The sequence below is a fragment of the Hydrogenophaga sp. genome (assembly GCF_036675665.1).
GTDB lineage: Bacteria > Pseudomonadota > Gammaproteobacteria > Burkholderiales > Burkholderiaceae_C > Hydrogenophaga.
Window position 1 is genome coordinate 17143 of record NZ_JAKFEO010000038.1, and the last position, 14743, is coordinate 31885.

Genomic DNA, 14743 nt, shown 5'->3' on the forward strand with positions numbered 1-14743 from the left:
CCGACCCTCCCACCCCCACCCGGCTGGCCGTGTGGGCAGGGCCCAACTGCTACATTGCGCCCATGAACGAACTCGCTGGAAAACACATCGTCCTGGGCCTCTCGGGCGGCATTGCCTGCTACAAAGCGGCCGAGTTGTGCCGGGCGCTGGTGAAAGAGGGCGCTACCGTGCAGGTGGTCATGACCGAGGCGGCCGAGCAGTTCATGACCGCGGTGACGATGCAGGCGCTCTCGGGCCGCCCGGTCTTCACCTCGCAGTGGGACGCGCGCACCTCGGGTGGCGCCGACAACAACATGCCGCACATCAACCTCAGTCGCGAGGCCGATGCGATCGTGGTGGCCCCGGCCAGCGCCGATTTCATGGCCAAGCTGGTGCACGGGCGGGCGGACGAACTGCTCTCGCTGATGTGCCTGGCGCGCCCCATCGAGAGCGTGCCGCTGATCCTGGCCCCCGCCATGAACCGTGAAATGTGGGCGCACCCCGCCACGCAGCGCAACATCGATCAGTTGCGCACCGACGGCGCCACCGTGCTCGACGTGGGCGCAGGCGATCAGGCCTGTGGCGAAACCGGGGACGGCCGCATGCTGGAGCCCGACGAGCTTCTGTACGACCTGGTCCGCTTCTTCAAGCCCAAGGTGCTCGCGGGCCAGCAGGTGCTGGTGAGCGCCGGCCCCACCTTCGAAGCCATCGACCCGGTGCGCGGCCTGACCAACCTCTCCAGTGGCAAGATGGGTTTTGCCATCGCGCGCGCCGCGCACGAAGCGGGCGCCCATGTGACGCTGGTGGCCGGCCCGGTGGGCCTGCACACGCCGCGCGGCGTGGGGCGAATCAACGTGAAGTCGGCGCTGGACATGCAGGAGGCGCTGGACCACCTGGCGCAGACCGCCACCGTGTTCGTCTCGGCCGCCGCCGTGGCCGACTGGCGCCCGGCGCAGACGATGGACCAGAAGATCAAGAAGGACGGGTCGGGCGAAGTGCCCACCCTGTCGTTCGTGGAGAACCCCGACATCCTGGCGGGCATTGCAGCGAGCCCGCGCGCGCAGAGCGGCGCGCTGTACTGCGTGGGCTTCGCCGCCGAGAGCCACGACCTGCTGGCCCACGCCCAGGCCAAGCGCGCGCGCAAGGGGGTTCCGCTGCTGGTGGGCAACATCGGCCCGGCCACCTTCGGCCAGGACGACAACGCGCTGTTGCTGGTGGACGCGCAGGGGACCACCGAACTGCCGCGCGCGTCCAAGCTGGTGCTCGCACGCCAGCTGGTCGCCGAGATCGCGCGACGTTTGCAGGTCTGAAGGCCGCGGTCCGTGCCCTCCTACGCCCCCATCCGTGCCGTCGAGCGCGCGCTCGACGTGCTGTTGGCGCTCAACCGCCAGCCGGTGTGCCCGCTGGACCTGCTGCACCAGCAGACGCGCATTCCCAAGCCCACGCTCGTGCGCCTGCTGGAGACGCTGCAGGGCAAGGGCCTGGTGGTCCATTCGCCTCAGTACGGTGCCTACAGCCTGGCATCGGGCGTGAAAACGCTGTCTGCCGGCTACCACGGCGAGCCGCGCATCGTGGAGGCGACGGCCGCACCGGCCGACGCCCTCACGCGCAAGATCAAGTGGCCCCTGGCCCTGGCCGTGCCCGACTACGACGCCGTGGTCGTGCGCTACAGCACCATTCCGACCTCGCCGCTGGCCTTGCTGCACTCCACCATCAACATGCGCCTGTCGCTGGTGGGGCGTGCGCTGGGGCGCGCCTACCTGGCGTTCTGCGGGCGCGAGGAGCGGCGCGCGCTGCTCGACATCCTGCGCCTCTCGCCCAACGAGGAAGACGCGATGGCGCAGGACAAGGCCGCGCTGCAGGCCATGTTGCGCAAGATCCGCCAGCAGGGCTATGCACTGCGCGCACCCGGCATTCGCCCGGTGTCGGGCACGCTCGCCGTGCCGGTGTTCGAGGGCACGCGCGTGGTGGCCACGATCGGCATGACCTGGATCGCCTCGACCTTCAGCAACGAGCAGGCGGTGGAGCGTTACCTCGAACCATTGCAGACCTTGTCGCGGCAGGTGAGCGAGCGGCTGGCCGCCCTGTGACACGCATCCCGTCCCGAGACACCCTCCCATGAACCCGGTTGCCACCGCCCATCCCCGCCGCATCGGCATCGTGGGCGCCGGCGCCATCGGCGGCCACCTGGCCGCGCGGTTGGCCAGTGCGGGGCACGAAGTGACCTTGCTGGCGCGTGGCGCCACACTGGAGGCCTTGCGCACCCGTGGCTTGCGCTACACCACCGGCGGCCAGCCCGAGCAGCGCATCGCGGTGCGCGCCGAATCTGCGCCGCAGGCCATGGGACCGCAAGAGCTGGTGGTGCTCGCGCTCAAGTCGCAGGCGTTGCCGGTGGTGGCCCCCACGCTGGGTCCGCTGTTCGATGAGCGCACGGTGGCGCTGACCATGAACAACGGCCTGCCCTGGTGGTACTTCCATGTGCCAGGCCAGCCGCTCGAAGGCCGTTCACTGCGCACCGTCGATGCCGACGGCGCCACCGCCCGCGCCATCGCTTTCCCGCGCGTGCTGGGTGGCACCATCATGGCCTCGTGCCATTGCCCGGAGCCCGGTGTGGTGGTGCACAGCGCAGGTGCACGCATCGTGGTCGGCGAACCCGCAGGCGGCCTGAGCGAACGTGCCTCGCTGTGGAGCGCGGTGCTGGCCGACGCCGGCCTGGGCGCGGTGGCCAGTGCGCAGATCCGCAGCGACATCTGGCTCAAGCTGCTGGGCAATGTGTGCGCCAACCCGCTGAGCCTGCTGACCGGTGCGACCACCGATCGCATGCTCGACGACGCGGGTGTGAGCGCGCTGTTCGCGGCCATGATGGAAGAGTGCATCGCGCTGGGCCGGCGTCTGGGCCTGACGCTGGAGACCACGACCGAGCAGCGCATGACGCAGACGCGCCAGCTCGGTGCCATCCGCAGTTCCATGCTGCAGGATCTGGAGGCTGGCCGCCGTGTGGAGCTCGACGCCATCCTGGGCGCGGCCATCGAATGCGCGCAGGCCGTGGGGCAACCGGTGCCACGGCTGCAGGATGTGTTCGCGCTGGCCTGCCTGCGCGCCGGCAGCGCCGGTCTCTACCCCTGATTCCTAGCCGGCCGCCGGCTCCGGCGGCATCGGGTACTCGTCGCCGTTGCAGACCACGCCCCGCTTCGAGAAGTCCCAGCGCGGCGGCGCGAAGATGTCCACCAGCACGCCGGGGGCGTCGATGTTGCGGCTGGTGTGCACGACCTTGGGCGGCACGACCAGTAGCGAGGGGCTGCCCATCTGCTCGGCCTCGTCCCCGCGCCACTGCGTCATGTCGGGGCCCCAGGGGAAGCGCAGGTGGTGCACGTAGGTGCCCGACAGCGCCAGCGAGCCTTGCTCGAAGTCGGCATGGCTGTGCGGGCTGAGCTTGTGCACGTCGCGCGCCACGGTGCGCTTGAGCAGCGGGTTCACCATCAGCTTGCGGGTGCGGAAGATGCGCATCTGGCTGCCTTCGGTGGCGAAGTCGGCCAGGCGGTAGTGGCGCAGCTTGTAGCCGCCCACGGGCTCGGGCCAGGCCACCAGGGGCGCAACGTCGGGGTTGGGCGTGGCGTAGGTGGCGTGGTTGTCGGCCAGCGCGAGCAGGTCGGTCACGTCGCTGGAGAACACGCGCACCAGCAGGCCGCTGCCGCTCACGCGCAGCGTGCTCGGGCCCGGCGGCACGATGGTGAGGCTGTCGGGGCCGGCCTGCAGCGATGCGCTGCCGGCATCGACCTGCACCGACAGGCCCGGCGTGTCTGGCAGCAGCAGCACGTACTCGTCGGTGTTGTCGCGTTGCAGGGTGTCGCCCGGCTGCACGCGCGAGACCACGACGACGAAGTTGGCGCCGCGCGTGATCCACGCGGGGCAGCTGTCGCCCGGCACGGCGCGGGGCGCTTGCTCGTGGTGGCGGGCATAGGTGGCGAGCTGGGATGGCAGCAGGGACATCGGTGGAACTCCTCGGGCTTTCAGTGGGCTTCGTGCGCGATGGCCACGGCGGCCTGGCGCAACAGGGTCTGGTCGGAAGACACGACGAACCAGTTGGCGCCGAGTGCGGCGAACTCGTCGCGTTCGGCATTGCCGGCCACGAACATGCCGGCGAGCTTGCCGGCCTTATGGGCCGCGGCCAGCACATGGCGCGTGGCGTCGAGCACGCGCGGATCGCGTGGGCTGTCCAGACCCATGGAGAGGGCGAGATCGGCGCGGCCCACGAACAGGCCGGCCACACCGGGCACCGCGGCGATGGCCTCGGCTTCTGTCACGGCGGCCTCGGATTCGATCTGGCAGATCACCTGCGCCTCGTCACCGATGCGCAGCGCTTCCTTCATGCCCAGGCTGCCGTAGCCGGCGAAGCGGGGCGAGCTTGAGTAGCCGCGCGCGCCATCGCGGTAACGCGCCATGGCCACCACCTTGCGCGCGTCCTCGGCGCTGTCGACGTGGGGCACCAGGATGCCGGTGGCGCCGATGTCCAGGGCGGACAGCACCACGGCGGGGTTGACCTCGGCGATGCGGATGAAGGCCTTCAGGTGGGTGGCGCGCGTGGCCAGCACCATCAGGTCGAGCGTGGCGCGGTCGAACGGCGCATGTTCGGCGTCCAGGCAGACGAAATCGAGCTCGGTGGTGCCGAGCACCTCGATCACGTGAGGCGAGGCGGTCTTGACGAACGTGCCCAGTTTCAGGTGGCGGGTCATGGTGGGTTCACTTCGGGGGTTTCTGCAGTTGCGGGCGGTTGTGCAGCGCGCCCAGTTCGGCATAGAGCGGGCCGCCCAGTCGGGCGATGGGGCGCAACTTCACGCTGTCGACGTATCGGCCGTCGAACACGGAGGACGAGAGGTGGAACAGCAGCACCTCGCCGATGTAGAGCGTGTTCAGGCCACGGCCCAGCGTGATGGCGCGCTCCAGCCGGCATTCCATCTGAATGGGCGAGACGGCCACGCGCGGCACGGCGATGCGCTCGCCGGGGATCAGCTCGATGCCCAGCGCCTCGATCTCGCTGGTCTCGGCGGGATAGTCGGCGCTGCAGCCGTGCATCAGGTCCATGGCATCGAAGGTGGCCACGTTGACCACGAACTCGCCGGTCTCGACGATGTTGCGCGCCGTGTCCTTGAGCTGGCCCTCTTTGGTGCCGATGTTGACGGCCACCATGGGTGGGCTGTGGGCCACGTAGTTGTAGGAACTGAAGGGCGCGGCGTTGACCACGCCGCCCTTGCTGCGGGTGGTGATCCAGGCCACCGGGCGCGGCACCACGGCGCCGACCAGCAGCCGGTAGGCCGTGGCCGTGTCCATGGTGGTGGCGTCCAGGGTGGTGAAGTCGGGTCGGGACATGGTCACAGGCCTCGGAATCAGGCGCGGCGGCCGCTGCCGCCCTTCTGGAAAATGCGACGACCGGTGTCGTGGAACAAGGCCCGCTTCTCCGCTTGCGTCAACAGCGTGGAAGAGTCGATGGCGCGTTGCACCATGTCCTTGTAGGTGCCCGACGAGGTGCCGATGTCCGAGCCCCACATGAGGCGGTCGGCGCCGTAGAGGTCGACCGCGCGGCGCAACACCTTGTCGGCGGGGATGCCTTCCTCGCGGCAGATGTCGAGGTTGATCGACGTCCACTTGAACGAGATGTTCCGGATCGGCGAGAGTGTCTCGTAGCGTTCGTCGAGACCGAAGTGCTCGCCTTCGTCCATCTCGGGTTCGAGCAGGTGGTCGAGCACGATGTTCACGTTCGGGTACTGCTTCGACAGCTCGATCAGCGCCGGGATGGAGGGGCCGCCACCACCGATGGACAGCACCTCCAGGTTCATCACCAGGCCGAATTCGTTCGCCACGTCCCAGGTCTTGAGCGCCATGGGCGAGTTGAGCCAGGGCATGCTGCCGTCGGGTTGGCGGCCGCCGAAGAGGCGCACGCCCGCCAGGCCGTGGTTGGCGATCCAGTCGCGCACCAGCGGCGCGGTGCCCGCATCCTCGGCGTCCAGGATGACCACGGCGGAAAAGATCTCCGGGTGGCGGTCCGACGAGTCGAGGATGTAGCTGTTGTCGTAGCGGTAGATCATGCGCTTTTGCACCGCCACCGCGCCGTCCACGTTCTCTTCCTTCATCCACACCAGCATGCGCGAGACGTCGGGCACTTCGTTGATGGGCGTGGGGCCGTGGTGGCCGCCGGGTGTGCCGATCACGCCGGGCAGGCGGGGCGGCGCATTGCCTGCGCGCTGCATGGGTTTGCGCGGGTAGGCGGTCTGGTCGTCGGCGACCAGGTGGGCGTGGGCATCGAACAGCAGGGGGCGGGAAGAAGCGCTCATGGAGATCCGGAAGAAAGTGGGCGGCCCGCAGGCCGCGGTGGGAAGGACGTCAGTTGAGGGTGACCTTGGCGGTGGCGATGACCTTCTGCCACTTCTTGGAGTCCTCATCCATCATCTTGCGCAGCAGGGTCGGCGGGCCCACGTTGACCACGGCGCCGTACGTTTGCAGCTTGGCTTTGCCATACGTGGAACTGACGATGGTGTTGATTTCGGTGTTCAGCGACTTGATGATCTCGGGCGACAGGCCGGCCGGGCCGACGATGGCAAACCACACCGTGGCCACCATGTCGATGCCCTGTTCCTTGGCGGTCGGGATGTCGGGCAGACCCGGGTAGCGCGTCGCCGAGGTCACCGCCAGGCCGTGCAGCTTGCCCGAGGCGAGGTTGGGGATGAAGGCGGTGATGGGCGCCGAGAGGGCCTGGATGCTGCCGCCGAGCAGGTCGGTCAGGGCCGGTGTGTCGCCACGGTAGGCCACGGTGGAGAGCTTGGTGTTGGTCACCAGCGAGAGCTGTTCCAGCGCCAGGTGGCCGATGGTGCCGTTGCCAGGTTGGCCCACGGTGTAGGCGTCCGGGTTGGCTTTGGCTTGCTGAATGAATTCCTTGAGGTTCTTGGCAGGGACCTTGGGGTTGCTGGTCAGCACCAGCGGGATTTCGCACACCAGCGCGATCGGAGCGAGGTCTTTGTCCGAGTTGAACGGCATTTCCTTGTAGAGGAACTTGTTGTTCACCAGCGGGCCGGAGGTGGACAGGCCGATGGTGTAGCCATCGGGAGCGGCTTTGGCCACCGCGTCGGTGCCGATGTTGCCGCCCGCGCCACCGCGGTTGTCGACGATGAACGCCTGGCCGAACTTCTCGCTCAGGCCCTGGGCGATGAAGCGCGCCACGAGGTCGGTGCTGCCGCCGGCCGGGAAGGGCACGACGATGCGCACCGGCTTGGCTGGCCAGTTGCCGCTCTGCGCCAATGCTGGTGCGCTGCCCGCGAAGCCGGCGGCGAGGCAGGCGGTGGCAAGTGCGGTCTGGAAAGTTCTGCGTTGCATGGTGTCTCCTGGGTGGGGTGGGATCAAAGTCAGCCGGCTTGCCTCGCCCGCCGCAGGCGGTCGAGGATGTCGGGCATGCGGGCCTGCGCGCGGTCGCGCAGTTGGTCGTAGGTGCTGCCGCCGTGCGCGTCGATCGCCACCGTGGCCGGGCCGAGCGCCGCGACGTCCAGCGTCAGCAGGCGGAATTGCGAGATGTATTCGTTCCAGTGCGAGCTGCGCACGCCGCGCAGCGCGCGCGACAGCAGCGGGCTGCCGCCGCCCAGGAAGGACAGGTAGGCACAACCGCAGTCGCGCAGCGCGGCCACGCTGGCATCGTCCAGCCCGCCCTTGCCGCCCACCAGGCGCAGACCCAGGCCGCGCACGATGTCGGGCATCCAGGCGTTGTAGCGCGTGCTGGTGCTGGGGTTGAGGTACAGAGGCACCGGTTGGCCGGCCTCTTCGCGCACATAGGTGCTGAGGTGGAAGAAGGCGCCGCCCCGCAGGTCCACCGGCAGCGGGTCGCCGTTGCGCGCGGCCTCGGCCAGGCGCTTGTGGGTGGGAATGCCGATGCTCACCGTCACCGCGCCGGTGAGCGTGACCATGTCGCCCACGCGCAGCTCGCGCACGCGGTCTTCCGACAGGGGCAGTGTCAATTCGTGCAGGCGGCTCATGGCGGGTGCTTCAGTCGTACAGCATTTCCACGCGCCCGTCGCCGTGGATGCGCGCGGCCGTGCGGCGGTTGATCCAGCAGTTCAGGCACACCGCCACCGGCACGAAGCCGTGGCTGGCCGAGTAGTCCACGTTCACCGCCATGGCGCTGCAGTCGCCGCCGGTGCCCATGGCGCCAAAGCCCATCTGGTTGATCGCGTCGAGCAGGCGTTGTTCGATGCCGGCCAGCAGCGGGTCGGGCTGCGGGCGGCCATGCGGGCGCAGCACCGCTTCCTTGGCCAGGCGGGTGGCCTGGTCGAACGTGCCGCCGATGCCCACGCCCACGACGATGGGCAGGCAGGGCTGCGACCCGGCGCGCAGCACCACGTCCAGCACGTACTTCTCCACGTCTTCGACGGTGGGGTAGACGAAGGCCTCCACCGCCTCCCAGCGGCCCGTGCCCATGGCCTTGGGCGCACAGACCATGTCCATGTAGTCGGCGTCGTCGATGACGTCGAAGGTGACGATGGGAATGTCCTTGCCCGCGTGGCTGCGCTCGTGCGTCAGCGGGTGCGTGACCATCTTGAGAATGGGTGGATCGATGTTGGCCGCCATGTCGGCCAGGCCGTCGACCATGGCTTGGCGCACCGGTCCGCTGAACTGCACGCGGGTGCCGATCTTCACGCTGTAGGTGGGAATGCCGACATCGCTGCAGACCAGTTGGCCGCCGCGCGCGGCGGTGTCCGCGCTCTCCAGCATCATCGTGAAGGTGCGGCGCGCCGTCGGGTCCGTTTCGCGCTCGCCGGCACGCGCCAGCACGGCGCGTGTGTCGTCGGGAATCTTCTTGAGCGACCGCTCGTACAGCGAAGCGGTGACCGCCCTGATGGTGGCACTGGGGATGGGCATGTTGTCGTTGAACCGGTGTTGTCTCCGGCCCGGATCATGCGCCCCCACCTGCGGTGCTTCAAGTCAAATTCTTCGATGTTTCAGCAGTTGAAAAGTTGGGCGAGACCAGAAGACAGCACTGTGATCTGTCACACCGCGTCCCACCAGGGCAGGAGCCGCTTCATGGCGGCCACCTCACCGCAGTGATCGGGCACATAGCCCGGCAGGCCCGCCAGCTGGTCGTGCCAGGCGCGGCTGCGCAGGCGCTGCAGCAGGCGTTGCACGGCGGGCTGTTCCAGCGCGGTCTTCAGGCACACCAGCAGGTAGCGCTCCTCGGTGAGCGGCACAAAGCCAAGACCCTGGGTGCGGGCGGCGTACTCGGTGCCCAGGCCCACATCGGCCGTGCCGCTGGCCACCGCCTGGGCCACCGCGGCGTGTGAACTCTCCACATGATCGAAACCGGCGATGTCTTCCGGCATCAGCAGCGCCTGGGTGAGCAGCTCGTCCATCAGCAACCGCGTGCCGGTGCCCAGCGCGCGGTTGACGAAGCGGGCTTGCAGGCGGGCCACGTCGTTCATGTCGTGCAGGCGCAGCGGGTTGCCGGGGGCCACCATCAGGCCCTGGGCGCGGCGCGCAAAGCCGATGATCTTGTGCAGTCCGGGCTTGAGCAGCGGGCGGTAGGTGCGCGCGCTCTGGCTGCCCGAGGCGGCGAAGGGCTGGGTGTGAAAACCGGCCAGGGCGCAGCGGCCTTCGTTCAACGCACGGATGGCGTCCACGCTGCCGCAGAAGCGGATGTCCAGGTGCAGACGGCCCGTGTCCTTGCCCCCCGGTGTGCTGGTGGCGGCAAATTCCTGCAGGGCGCTCAAGGCGTGGTCGTGGCTCGCGTACAGCGTCAGCACCTCGCTGTCGCCTTCCTCCCCGGCGTCGTCGAAGGCTCGGGCGAATGCACGCTCCAGCTCGGCCCGCAGGCCTTCAATCTGCGGCCCCAGTCTCGCTTGGGCCAACCGCTCGGCCATGAGCAACCGTTCACCAAACGGCGTGAGGCGCGCTGCCTGGCCGCGTTCCCAGAACACCAGCGCCTGGCCCATGGCCGTTTCCCAGTCCTTGAGCTGCCCCCAGACATGGCGGTAGGACAAGTCCAGCTGTCGCGCTGCGGCCGAGATGGAGCCGCTGGTGTGCACCGCCTGCAGCACGTCCATCATCGGATTGCGCAGCAGCGCATGGCCGCTGGAACGGCCCGGTGCGCGGGTGGCGAACGCGTACGACAACTGGATCTGTTTCATGGTTCGCGAGTGTGCCCCAAGCGCGCAAGGCCGCCGACCGGCCCGGTGCCCGAGGCCGCACCCTATGCAATGAACTGCCTATGCACAGCGGTTCATACCGCGTCTGTACGTAGTGGTTCCGGGGGGTGTTGCCCCTATGCTTTGCGTCCACATGAACACCTTTTCCGACAGCGTCACCACCGCACTGCAGCTGGTGCTTTCGGGCGATCCGGGTCTGTGGGCGGTGGTGAGCCGTTCGCTGGCGGTGAGCGCCATGGCGTGCCTGCTGGCCTGCGGGCTGGGCCTGGTGCTGGGTGCCTGGCTGGCGGTCTCGCGTTTTCCGGGTCGCGGTGCCGTGCTCACCCTGCTCAACACCTTCCTGGCCGTGCCCTCGGTGGTGGTCGGTCTGGTCGTCTATCTCTTGCTGTCACGCTCGGGTCCCCTGGGATTCCTCGGTTGGTTGTTCAGTTTTCAGGCCATGGTGCTGGCGCAGGCCTGCCTGGTGCTGCCGCTGGTCACGGCGCTCACGCGCCAGGTGGTGGAAGACGCCGACCGCAGCCATGGCGAGCAACTCTCGTCCATGGGTGCGGGGCCGGTGCTGCGCAGTCTGCTGCTGGCCTGGGACGACCGCTACGCCCTCATCACCGTGTTGCTCACGGCGTTTGGCCGCGCGGTGTCCGAAGTGGGCGCGGTGATGATCGTGGGCGGCAACATCGAAGGCTTCACCCGCGTCATGACGACCGCCATTGCGCTGGAAACCAGCAAGGGCGATCTGCCACTGGCGCTGGGTCTGGGCCTGGTGCTGCTGGCCGTGGTGCTGGTGCTCAATGCCCTGGTGTCGCTGGTGAGCCGCTGGCGCGAGCGCGCCGACAGCGCCGATGCGACGCGCCTGAAGCTGGTGACCCCATGACCGGCCTGCCTGTGAACGCGGTGGTGCCCGCCGTCTGTTTTGACCTGCGCAACGTGCAGGTGCACCTGGGCGCCGCCGGCCGCCTGCATGCCCTGAGCGACATCTACCTGCGCATCCAGGCCGGCGAGCGCGTGGCCGTCGTGGGCGCCAACGGCAGCGGCAAGAGCACGCTGCTGCGCACCCTGCACGGCTTGCAGCGCACCAGCGGCGGCGAGCGGCACGCCGCCAGCGAGCAGCGCGTGGCCATGCTGTTCCAGCGGCCGCACATGCTGCGCCTGAGCGTGCGGCTGAACATCCAGCTCGGGCTCTGGCTCCAGGGTGTGGCCTGGCGCGAGACGCGCGCGCTGGCGCTGGCCGCGCTGGAGCGCGTGGAGCTGGCTCACCTTGCCGAGCGCAATGCCCGCGCGCTCTCGGGCGGGCAGCAGCAGCGCGTGGCACTGGCCCGCGCCTGGGCCTTGCGCCCCGACGTGTGGCTGCTCGACGAACCCACGGCCAGCCTGGACCCGCACGCCAAGCGCGAGGTGGAAGCCCAGATCGCCGAATTCACCCTGGGCCATCCACACCCCGTGGGCGAACGCCCACCCACGCTGGTGTTCAGCAGCCACAACCTCGGACAGGTCAAGCGCCTGGCCAGCCGCGTCATTTACCTGGAGCAGGGCCGCTTGCTCGCCGACCTGCCCGTGGCCGATTTTTTCAACCACGACCTGCTGCGCGCGTTGTGCCCGCAGGCCCATCTGTTTGTTCAAGGAGAAAGCGTGTGAATGCATTGCGCCGTCTGACCCTCGCCACCGTCCTCGGCAGCGCCTTGCTCGTCAGCGCCGGTGCCATGGCGCAAAGCATCGTGGTGGCCTCCACCACCTCCACCGAGCAGTCGGGGCTGTTCTCCTACCTGCTGCCCGAGTTCAAACGAGCCAGCGGCATCGACGTGAAGGTGGTCGCGCTGGGCACCGGTCAGGCCATCGACATGGCACGCCGGGGTGACGCCGACGTGCTCTTCGTGCACGACAAGGTGGCCGAAGAGAAGTTCGTGGCCGACGGCTTCGCTGCCCAGCGCGAGGCGGTCATGTACAACGACTTCGTGCTGATCGGCCCCAAGGCCGACCCGGCCGCCACCCAGGGCAGCGACATCGTGGTCGCCATGAAGAAGGTGGCCGCCGCCAACGCACCCTTCATCTCGCGTGGCGACAAGAGTGGCACGCACGCCGCCGAGCTGCGGTTCTGGAAGATGACGGGCACCGATGCCAACAAGGGAACCGGCTACAAGGAATGCGGCTGCGGCATGGGCCCCGCGCTCAACATCGCATCCAGCGTCGGTGGCTATGCGCTGGCTGATCGGGGCACCTGGCTCAACTTCAAGAACCGCGGTGATCTGGTGGTGCTGGTCGAAGGTGACAAGCGCCTGTTCAACCAGTACGGCGTGATGCTGGTGAGCGCCGCCAAGCATCCGCAGGTGAAGACAGCCGACGGGCAGAAGTTTGTTGACTGGGTCACCGGCCCGGCCGGGCAGGCGGCGATCGCGGGCTACAGGATCGGTGGCGAGCAGCTCTTTTTCCCCAACGCAGCGAAATGATGCCGGTGTTCCTGCCCTTGTCCCACCACGCCGATCAGGCCACGAAGCGGTAGCCGATGCCGGCTTCGGTGACAAGGTGCCGCGGCATCGAGGGCTGGGCCTCGATCTTCTTGCGCAGGTTGGCCATGTGCACGCGCACGTAGTGCGAATCTTCAGCGTGTCCCGGACCCCACACGGCCTTGAGCAGCTGCGCGTGGGTGATCACGCGGTCAGGCTGTGAGGCCAGGTGCGTCAGCAGCTTGTATTCGATTGGCGTGAGGTGAAGCGCCTCGCCCGCGCGCTCCACCACGCGGCGCACGAGGTCGACGCGGATGTCACCAAAGTTGATCTGCGGCGCGCCGCCCGGTGTCTGCTGCTGGTGGCGGCGCAACTGGGCGCGCACGCGCGCGCTGAGCTCGCCCGAACCAAAGGGTTTGACGAGGTAGTCGTCGGCACCGGCGTCGAGCGCGGCGATCTTGCTGGCCTCGGTGCTGCGCGCGGAGAGCACGATCACCGGCATGCTGGACCACTGGCGCAGTTCGCGGATCAGGTCCACGCCGTCGCCATCGGGCAGGCCGAGGTCGAGCACCACCAGGTCGGGCCGGCGCGTGCCGGCCTCGATCAGGCCGCGCTGGTAGTTCTCGGCTTCGTGCACGGTGTGGCCCTCGGCCTCCAGCGTTAGGCGCACGAAACGGCGGATGTGGGCCTCGTCTTCGACGATCAGAACCTGGCTGCCGGCGGTGCTCATGGCGTGGGCGCTTCCTCGGTGACGATGGTGGTCCCCAGGTCGGCGGGCGGCGTGCCGTGGGGCAGGGTGATGACGAAGCGCGCGCCCTGCACGGCGCCGTTGTGTTCGCGGTTGTGGCCTTCGATGGTGCCACCGTGTGCCTCGACGATGGCGCGGCAGATCGCCAGGCCCAGGCCCACGCCGGGCGTGGCGCTTTCGCGCTGGCCGCGCTCGAATTTCTCGAATACGCGCGCCTCGCGCCCCTTGGGCAGACCCGGGCCATGGTCGTCCACCAGGATCAGCACCGTGTCGCTGCGCAAACGCGCAGCGATGTGAATGGCACGATCCGCTGGCGTGTACTTGACCGCGTTCTCCAGCAGGTTCACCAGCACGCGTTCGATCAGCACCGTGTCCAGGTGCAGCAGCGGCAGGCCGTCGGGCAGGTCCACGCGGATGTGACGCCCGGCCAGCATGGTGCCGCAGGCGGCCAGTGCGCTGCCCACCACCTCTTCCAGCGGTTGCCAGGCGCGGTTGAGCTGCACCGCGCCAGCCTGCAGGCGGGCCATGTCGAGCAGGTTGTTCACCAGCGCGTTCATGCGCTGGGCCGACTGGCGCATCGCCCCGGCCACCTCGCGTTGTGCCTCGCTGAGGGCGGGCGGTGTGAGTTCGAGCGCATCGGCCAGGCCCACCAGCGAGGCCAGCGGCGTGCGCAGGTCGTGCGAGATGGCCGACAGCAGCGAGTTGCGCAGTCGCTCGGACTCGATCTGCACCGTGCTGCTCTGCGCCACCTCGATGTAGTGGATGCGCTCGAGCGAGATCGCCAGCAGCGAGGCGCAGGTTTGCAGCAGGCGGCGTTGCTCGATGCCCCAGGCTCGCGAGTCGATGGGCTCGACCACCAGCACGCCGCGCACACGCATCGGGGCCTTCAGTGGCAGCACCAGGCAGGCGCTGGCGGGCAAGGTGTCGGTGCCACGTCCGGCTTCTTCGCCGCGGTCGAAAGCCCATTGCGCCACGGCGGTGTCCACCGGCGCGGTGCCGCCGTCGACGGCCTGCAGCCGGTCGTGTTCGTCGGCCACCAGCAGCGTCGAGCGCGCACCGAATTCGCCAACCAGGAAACGCGCGCCGATCTCGGCCACCTGCGTGTTCAGCAGCGCGGCGGACAGGTCGCGCGACATGTCGTACAGGCTGCGCACGCGGTGTTCGCGCTGCGTGGCCGCCTCGGCCTGCTGCCTCAGGCCGGCGGTGAGCTGGCCCACCACCAGCGCCACCACCAGCATCACGCCGAAGGTGACGAGGTATTGCACGTCGCTGACCGCGAAGGTGAAGCGCGGCGGCACGAAAAAGAAATCGAACAGGCCCACGCCCAGGAACGCGGCCAGCACCGCCGGCCCCCGCCCGAACACCAGGCCCACGCCCACCACGGCCAACAGGAACAGCAT

At 68.9% G+C, this 14743-nt stretch carries 16 protein-coding genes; 6 read left to right on the forward strand and 10 right to left on the reverse strand.

What is annotated here, in order from left to right; all coding sequences use genetic code 11:
- Positions 1–62: 62 nt before the first annotated feature.
- Genes coaBC through V6M63_RS15720 form a run of 3 tightly spaced genes read left to right on the forward strand, consistent with a single transcriptional unit; the run spans position 63 to position 3105 of the window.
- Positions 63–1289 carry a bifunctional phosphopantothenoylcysteine decarboxylase/phosphopantothenate--cysteine ligase CoaBC gene (coaBC, locus tag V6M63_RS15710; RefSeq protein WP_332743424.1) on the forward strand — a complete coding sequence of 409 codons (1227 nt, stop codon included), beginning with the start codon at positions 63–65 and terminating at the stop codon, positions 1287–1289.
- Positions 1290–1301: 12 nt separating this feature from the next.
- On the forward strand, positions 1302–2069 hold the full coding sequence (locus V6M63_RS15715) for a DNA-binding transcriptional regulator (protein ID WP_332743396.1): 768 nt from the start codon (positions 1302–1304) through the stop codon (positions 2067–2069).
- Between the two features lie 28 nt (positions 2070–2097).
- Complete coding sequence (locus tag V6M63_RS15720; protein WP_332743398.1) at positions 2098–3105, forward strand: ketopantoate reductase family protein; 1008 nt, start codon at positions 2098–2100, stop codon at positions 3103–3105.
- A gap of 3 nt (positions 3106–3108) precedes the next feature.
- On the opposite strand, the gene V6M63_RS15725 is transcribed toward V6M63_RS15720, so the two are convergent.
- The 8 genes from V6M63_RS15725 to V6M63_RS15760 form a co-directional block, all read right to left on the reverse strand.
- Positions 3109–3969 carry a hypothetical protein gene (locus V6M63_RS15725; RefSeq protein ID WP_332743400.1) on the reverse strand — a complete coding sequence of 287 codons (861 nt, stop codon included), beginning with the start codon at positions 3967–3969 and terminating at the stop codon, positions 3109–3111.
- A 20-nt stretch (positions 3970–3989) separates the two neighbouring features.
- The gene (locus V6M63_RS15730) at positions 3990–4712 is read right to left on the reverse strand and encodes an HpcH/HpaI aldolase family protein (protein WP_332743402.1); all 723 of its coding nucleotides are present in this window, start codon (positions 4710–4712) and stop codon (positions 3990–3992) included.
- Positions 4713–4719: 7 nt separating this feature from the next.
- Positions 4720–5346 (reverse strand): flavin reductase family protein, encoded by a 627-nt coding sequence (locus V6M63_RS15735; protein WP_332743404.1) that lies wholly within the window; start codon positions 5344–5346, stop codon positions 4720–4722.
- Positions 5347–5363: 17 nt separating this feature from the next.
- Positions 5364–6308, reverse strand: coding sequence for an amidohydrolase family protein (locus V6M63_RS15740; RefSeq protein WP_332743406.1), 945 nt, complete (start codon positions 6306–6308; stop codon positions 5364–5366).
- Between the two features lie 49 nt (positions 6309–6357).
- Positions 6358–7344, reverse strand: coding sequence for a Bug family tripartite tricarboxylate transporter substrate binding protein (locus V6M63_RS15745; RefSeq protein ID WP_332743408.1), 987 nt, complete (start codon positions 7342–7344; stop codon positions 6358–6360).
- A gap of 29 nt (positions 7345–7373) precedes the next feature.
- Positions 7374–7994 carry a fumarate hydratase C-terminal domain-containing protein gene (locus tag V6M63_RS15750; protein WP_332743409.1) on the reverse strand — a complete coding sequence of 207 codons (621 nt, stop codon included), beginning with the start codon at positions 7992–7994 and terminating at the stop codon, positions 7374–7376.
- Positions 7995–8004: 10 nt separating this feature from the next.
- On the reverse strand, positions 8005–8877 hold the full coding sequence (locus V6M63_RS15755) for a fumarate hydratase (protein ID WP_332743410.1): 873 nt from the start codon (positions 8875–8877) through the stop codon (positions 8005–8007).
- A 128-nt stretch (positions 8878–9005) separates the two neighbouring features.
- Entirely contained in the window at positions 9006–10139 is a 1134-nt protein-coding gene (locus V6M63_RS15760) for a substrate-binding domain-containing protein (RefSeq protein ID WP_332743412.1), read from the reverse strand.
- Positions 10140–10290: 151 nt separating this feature from the next.
- Here V6M63_RS15760 and V6M63_RS15765 point away from each other — a divergent pair, with 151 nt between their 5' ends.
- The 3 genes from V6M63_RS15765 to V6M63_RS15775 all read left to right on the forward strand — a co-directional run bounded on the left by V6M63_RS15765 (position 10291) and on the right by V6M63_RS15775 (position 12598).
- Positions 10291–11028, forward strand: coding sequence for an ABC transporter permease (locus V6M63_RS15765; RefSeq protein WP_332743414.1), 738 nt, complete (start codon positions 10291–10293; stop codon positions 11026–11028).
- The gene (locus tag V6M63_RS15770; protein ID WP_332743416.1) at positions 11025–11789 is read left to right on the forward strand and encodes an ATP-binding cassette domain-containing protein; all 765 of its coding nucleotides are present in this window, start codon (positions 11025–11027) and stop codon (positions 11787–11789) included. The genes V6M63_RS15765 and V6M63_RS15770 overlap by 4 nt, the downstream gene beginning before the upstream one ends.
- A 65-nt stretch (positions 11790–11854) precedes the next feature.
- Positions 11855–12598 (forward strand): substrate-binding domain-containing protein, encoded by a 744-nt coding sequence (locus V6M63_RS15775; RefSeq protein WP_332743426.1) that lies wholly within the window; start codon positions 11855–11857, stop codon positions 12596–12598.
- Positions 12599–12632: 34 nt separating this feature from the next.
- Here V6M63_RS15775 and kdpE read toward each other — a convergent pair whose 3' ends face one another.
- Positions 12633–13325, reverse strand: a complete 693-nt coding sequence (gene kdpE / locus V6M63_RS15780; RefSeq protein WP_332743418.1) for a two-component system response regulator KdpE — start codon at positions 13323–13325, stop codon at positions 12633–12635.
- Positions 13322–14743 (reverse strand): DUF4118 domain-containing protein (locus tag V6M63_RS15785; RefSeq protein ID WP_332743420.1); only part of this gene is annotated, 1422 nt, incomplete at its 5' end. The genes V6M63_RS15785 and kdpE, both read right to left, overlap by 4 nt.